Annotated in this window: 1 protein-coding gene; it reads left to right on the forward strand. The window is 50.1% G+C overall.

What is annotated here, in order from left to right; translation table 11 throughout:
* A partial coding sequence (locus ACX5KA_RS01200) for a Tn3 family transposase (RefSeq protein ID WP_458730254.1) occupies positions 1-373 on the forward strand: 373 nt, incomplete at both ends.

The following is a 373-nucleotide window of genomic DNA, read 5'->3' on the forward strand; positions in this document are numbered from 1 at the left end:
GTTCAGTAGTGTCATCAATGATCTGTTTGACGTAACTGAAAATGAACACGGCGGCACCAACCTTGCCCTGAAAAAGCCCATCAGGACGAATGTCATCGAAACGGGATGGCAGGATATTAGGCGCATTGTTCTGTCACTTCAGACAAAGCGAACGACACAGGCAATGCTGGTAAGAAAGTTGTCTGGTTATCCTTCGGGGCACCCGACATTACAGGCGCTGACGGAGTATAATCGACTGGTCAAAGCGCAATATTTACTGGATTACATAGACAATGCCAGTTTGCGGCAGTACGTTCAGCGTGCCCTTAACCGGGGAGAAGCGTGGCACTTCCTGAGACGGGCTATTGCGTCGGTGAATGGCGATCAGTTCCGA

The organism is Alteromonas alvinellae, from assembly GCF_902705805.1.